Raw genomic sequence first — 5,254 nt, forward strand, 5'->3', positions numbered from 1 at the left:
GAGGCGCTGGATGAGGCGGCGACAATCGAGGTGCTGGAGTTCTACAAAGCCATCGCCGAAGCTTCGCCTCCAGGTGATCTGTATTGGGATCAATCCCGCAGCCTGTACTTCAGTGGAAATGCCGCGATGATCATCTGGTCACCGTTCATTCTGGATGAGCTGGCAGGTCTGCGTGACAGCGCCCCGCCAACGATCAACGATGATCCAACGTCTCGTGATCTTGCCGCAGCCACGGGAATTGTGACGAACTTTTCCGGTCCGTCGAACCCCGGCGGTGCAGCTTGGGGCGACGTTCGCTACTTTGGCATCACGTCCGACGCATCAACCGATGCAGCCATGGAGTTTGTTGAGTATTCGATGAGCGAAGGCTACGGGGCGACACTGTCAATCGCTCCCGAGGGGAAGTTCCCAGTGCGTCGCGGCACCTCCGACAACCCAACTGCGTTTGCGGACCTTTGGGCGACACTGGATGTCGGCATCGACCGCAGAGCTCCTCTTGGCGAGTTGTATGACGCCGCAATGATCGATGAGATCGTTGGTGGTCTTGATGTGGCACAGCGCTGGGGCGTTGCGGATGGTCAGCTGTCGGCCGCCTCGGCCATAATCAACAGTCAGGTGATCAACCGTTACGTTCGCGAATTTATCGACGGTGAGCGTGATGCGGTTGCGACTGTAGCGGCGTTGAACGAAGCCATCGCGGCCGTTCAATAAGCGATTGAAATCAAGGCGTCCCCGTTTGTGGGGGCGCCTTTGTTCCCCGCATTCTCGGGAGTCGCCAGACCATGGCTGATATTCAACCACCCATCGGCACAGGACCATTGGCTAAGCGCGAAGCGCGTTTGGCATGGGGGCTGTTGTTTCCCACCATTACGGCTGTGGCCTTGGTTGTGGTGCTTCCTTTGTTGGCAATTTTTTGGATTTCGGTAAAGCCGGTCGAGCTTGCTGACCTGCGTGCTCCTGAGGTTGTATTGCGCGAAGACATTCGCGGAGATTTTGATGCCGCCGGCGATGAGGCGACCATCCGCTATCGGCTTCGCAACTCTTCACAAGATCAACCCATCACCGGTGTCACGTTTTCCGATGTAATTCCGGAAGGACTGACGGTTCTTTCGCTCGATGACCGTTGCAATATTGAGGGTCGCGCACTCAACTGTGACTTTGGCGACTGGGAGCCGGGTTTGCGCGAAACGCTGACCATTCCGATTTTGGTGGAGCAAGCGTATCTCGACAATGGACTGCGGCCACAAGATAGCCCTGCGACCACGACCGGGACGGCATCAAACATCCTTACAAACAGCACATTCACGCTTGATAACTTTGCCCGAATTTTCAACGGAGACGAGTTTGTCGAAGTGCTTTGGGTCACATTATTTTACACAGTGTTTGGGACCATCGGGGCCTTGCTGGTCGGGCTGTTCGCCGCGCTCCTTTTGAACAAGTCCTTCAAGGGGCAGGGCATTTTGAGGGGCCTCTATCTTTTCCCTTATGTCGCGCCGGTCATTGCGGTGGCCTTTGCCTGGCTCATTTTGTTCGATCCGTTTTCAGGCTCGGCCAATGCGTTGTTATTACAGATGGGTGTCACCAGCGAGGCGATCAACTTTTTCGGCGAACGTCCCTTGGCGTTGATCATGGTTACGGTTTTTGAGATCTGGAGATACTTCCCGCTTTCCTTCCTCTTCATCCTCGCGCGGATGCAAAGCATCGATACTGATATGTACGAGGCCGCGGATATGGACGGCGCAAGTCCATTTCAGCAGTTTTGGTATCTGAGTGTGCCGCAGCTTCTTGGGATTTTGAGCGTTCTTTTTCTGCTGCGGTTTATTTGGACCTTTAACAAATTCGACGACATTTTCCTTTTGACCGGTGGCAATGCCGGGACGCGGACCTTGACGGTAAACGTTTATGAACAAGCCTTTGCTATTTCGAATATCGGGGCAGGTGCCGCCGTGGCCGTTGTGATCTTTGGGTGTTTGCTGACGTTCTCGATCTTCTTCCTCAAGTACATAAGTCAGGAGGAAGGTCTATGATCCGCCGCGGTTACATTACTGGCCCGGTTTTGGGCGCACTTTGGATGTTGGTGCTTTCTATAACGGTTGCTGTAGCAATGTCGTTTACAACCGGCGATGCATTTCGACCCGGTGCATGGCTTTCCGTACTTTGGGGCGCAATTGCAGGCGGGGTGATGGTGCGCTTCGGGCGCGGCCGCGCCATTCAGGCCGGAATTCTCATGGCTGTTGTTGTCCTCGTTCTTGTTGGTATCGGCCCAATGCTGACGGGCGTCGAGACCGGGCGCGCGGCGCGCATGTTCGGCGCCGCACTCTTGGGGGCAGGTTTTGCGATGTCATTGGCCGCAATCTTGAACGAAGTCGTTCCAGGTAAGTTGACCCGCCATGAATTCGAAGGCGCGGTGATCCGGTTTCTGACCGGCTTTGGCTATATCTTCTTCACGGCAATTGTTCTGATCCCTTTCTACGTCATGGTGATGACAAGCTTCAAAAATCAGTCTGAACTGATCCAGAACCCGTTAGATTTTTCCGTCGACCTCTCGAAAGGTGTCGAGCTTTTCCGGTCTTATGACGAGCTGTTCACACAGTTCAATTTCGGGACGTATCTTCTCAACTCTTTCTTCATCTCAGTCTTAACGGTGTTCATCACATTGGCTTTCGCTATTCCCGGGGCTTACGCGGTCGCACGATTGAGGTTTCGTGGGAGGGCTGCGTTTTCCAGGTCTATCCTGCTGATCTACATGGTCCCGATGATCGTTCTAGCGCTGCCAATCTACATCGCGTTTTCTATGACGGGGTTGAGGAACTCTTTCTGGGGCATCGTTATGATCTATCCAGTCACGACGATCCCGGTCGCATTATATATGCTGCAGGGGTATTTCCGGGGACTTCCCGCAGAGATCGAAGAAGCCGGACTGATGGACGGATTGTCCCGCCTAGCCGTGATCTGGAAAATTACCTTGCCGCTGTCTTTGCCAGCTTTGGCGTCGGTGTCGCTTTATGTCTTCATGATTGCCTGGAATGAATTTCTTCTGGCCTTCATGCTGCTGGATGATCCTTCGAAATTCACGCTTACGCGCGGAATCGCCTCGCTCAATTCTTCTGAAATTCCCCGGCAGCACCTGATGGCTGGATCTGTCATTGCGACCGTTCCCATCATGGCGCTCTTTTTGGGGCTCGAACGATTTATGACCAAGGGCCTCACGGCCGGGTCAGTTAAGGGATGAACATGGATCTCAATGAACAAGCACGCCAAATTCTACGCCAGAATGATAAGGGCGGGTACACTTTGCCGACCCATGGCCTTTATCCCTATCAATGGAACTGGGACAGCGCGTTCGCCGCTTGGGGACTGGCCACTTTCGATCTCGCGCGCGCATGGGATGAATTTGATACGCTGATGGCCAGCCAATGGGACACCGGCATGGTGCCGCACATCATCTTCCACGCGCCAGATCCGGGGTATTTTCCGGGGCCGGATGTTTGGTCGACCGGCCAGAACCCTGAAACATCAGGGATTTCTCAGCCGCCTGTCGCAGCCACGCTGGCGCGCCTTGTGTGGGAAATGGACAAGGCTCAAAGCCATGAACGTATGGCCGAGATTTTCCCAAAGTTGGTGAAATGGCATCGTTGGTGGCACGAGGTGCGCTGCACGCACGGCGCAGCCGCGATCACGCATCCTTGGGAAAGCGGTCGCGACAACTGCCCCGATTGGGACATAGGCATGGCGGGCGTGGACGGGTCCGGCGTCGCCCCCTACACGCGGCGCGATATTGGTCATGTCGATCCGTCGATGCGACCCAGCAAGGCCGAATATGACCGCTATATCGCGATGGTTCAGTTTGGCGTTGAAGCGGGATGGGATCAGGACCGTATCGTGGCGGACGGCCCTTTCCTGATGGCTGATCCGGGCATAACGTTCATCCTTTTGCGGGCACACGAAGACCTTGTCGTTTTAGGCCAGGCTCTCAACGAAGACGTCAGTGAGATCGAAGGCTGGGCGCGGGCTTTGCGCAATGCACTGCCGCTGATCTGGAATGCTGATCTCAAAGGCTATGACGCCAAAAACTTGCGCACCGGTGAAGTTGCAGGGGTCTTAGGGTCTGGGGCGTTTTTGGCGTATTTGGCTGACGCCGGGAACCCCGAGCTGGACGAACAGCTTCTGCGCGTTTGGGACGCCGTCAGCTACGGCATCCCGTCGGCAGATCCACAAGCCGAGATATTCGATCCAAGACGGTACTGGCGGGGCCCGACTTGGCCTGTGGTCAATGCACTGATGGCGTTGGGATTGCGCGATTCAGGGCGCGACGATCTGGAAGCGCGACTTCGCGCCGAGACCGCCGAACTGATCCAAAAGCATGGATTTTTTGAGTATTTTGATCCGATTGATGCCACTCCTTGCGGTGGAAGCAACTTTACATGGACAGCCGCAATTTGGCTGACATGGGCGGGTCACGATCTGGAACAAGCCAGAGGAGCCGCGTAATGTCCTCCATTGAATTGAAGGCGGTCGAAAAGTGGTTTGGTGACGTTCAGGTCATCAAGGGCGTCGATCTGGAAATCGAAGAGGGCGAATTCGTCATCTTTGTCGGCCCGTCTGGATGCGGGAAATCTACGTTGCTTCGGATGATCGCTGGCCTCGAAGAAACGTCGCGCGGCCAGATCATGATCGGGGATCGGGACGCGACCGCCGAGCCGCCAAGCAAGCGCGGGCTTGCGATGGTGTTTCAGTCCTACGCGCTTTACCCCCATATGTCCGTTCGCGAAAACGTGGGCTTTCCTCTGAAGTCCGCTGGACTTCCAAAGCCAGAAATTAATGCCAAAGTCGATGAGGCTGCGCGCGTGTTGAAGCTTGACGATTACATGGACCGCCGCCCAAAGGATTTGTCCGGTGGCCAACGGCAACGCGTGGCGATCGGCCGTTCCATTGTGCGCGATCCCACGGCTTTCTTGTTCGACGAACCCCTGTCCAATCTGGACGCGGCTTTGCGCGTCGAGATGCGCTATGAGATTGCCAAGCTTCACCAAACACTGAAGTCGACTATGATCTACGTGACCCATGATCAGGTTGAGGCCATGACATTGGCGGACCGGATCGTTGTACTGGAGTTTGGCAAGATCGCTCAGGTTGGCAGCCCGCGTGACCTTTATGAGCGGCCTGCGAACCTGTTTGTGGCACAGTTTATCGGGTCTCCTCGCATGAATGTTTTCCCGGTTGGCGTAGCCGCAGGCGTGCCAATGCCAAGTGA

The 5,254-nt window shown here is 55.5% G+C and carries 4 protein-coding genes and 1 pseudogene; all 5 read left to right on the forward strand.

Annotated elements, in window-relative coordinates:
* A pseudogene (locus Q1B15_RS20485) lies at positions 1–711 on the forward strand (carbohydrate ABC transporter substrate-binding protein); the annotation flags it as partial.
* Between the two features lie 71 nt (positions 712–782).
* Positions 783–2,027, forward strand: a complete 1,245-nt coding sequence (locus tag Q1B15_RS20490; RefSeq protein ID WP_299757431.1) for a sugar ABC transporter permease — start codon at positions 783–785, stop codon at positions 2,025–2,027.
* Complete coding sequence (locus tag Q1B15_RS20495; protein WP_299757433.1) at positions 2,024–3,232, forward strand: carbohydrate ABC transporter permease; 1,209 nt, start codon at positions 2,024–2,026, stop codon at positions 3,230–3,232. Before Q1B15_RS20490 ends, Q1B15_RS20495 begins: the two co-directional genes overlap by 4 nt.
* A gap of 2 nt (positions 3,233–3,234) precedes the next feature.
* Positions 3,235–4,491: a hypothetical protein gene (locus tag Q1B15_RS20500; protein WP_299757436.1), complete on the forward strand. Its 1,257-nt coding sequence runs from the start codon at positions 3,235–3,237 to the stop codon at positions 4,489–4,491.
* A partial coding sequence (locus Q1B15_RS20505; RefSeq protein ID WP_299757437.1) for an ABC transporter ATP-binding protein occupies positions 4,491–5,254 on the forward strand: 764 nt, incomplete at its 3' end. The genes Q1B15_RS20500 and Q1B15_RS20505, both read left to right, overlap by 1 nt.

Source organism: uncultured Boseongicola sp. (genome assembly GCF_937988555.1).
In the GTDB taxonomy this organism is placed as follows: Bacteria; Pseudomonadota; Alphaproteobacteria; order Rhodobacterales; family Rhodobacteraceae; genus Boseongicola.